Annotated in this window: 1 rRNA gene; it reads left to right on the top strand. The window is 43.8% G+C overall.

Annotated features, from left to right (window positions below):
• Positions 1 to 222 precede the first annotated feature (222 nt).
• Positions 223 to 292: ribosomal RNA gene (gene rrf, locus ACXAGX_RS20625) — 5S ribosomal RNA — on the top strand; the annotation flags it as partial.

The following is a 292-nucleotide window of genomic DNA, read 5'->3' on the forward strand; positions in this document are numbered from 1 at the left end:
GATAGGCAGGATGTGGAAGTGTTGCAAGGCATTAAGCTAACCTGTACTAATTGCCCGTGAGGCTTAACCATACAACGCCTAAATGGCTTTAACATTTAGTGTGTTGTGAGTTATTGACTGACTAATTAAGAGTTAGAGTAGCGTTACTCTGATTGATACTGATAGAAAGCTTTCTGAAATTGTTAAGTTACTGACTACGCAGTCGGTAACAACCAGTTAATGCCTGACGGCAATAGCGACGTGGTCCCACCTGATCCCATTCCGAACTCAGAAGTGAAACGCGTTAGCGGCG

The sequence above is a fragment of the Alteromonas sp. ABV4_515 genome, from assembly GCF_056160345.1.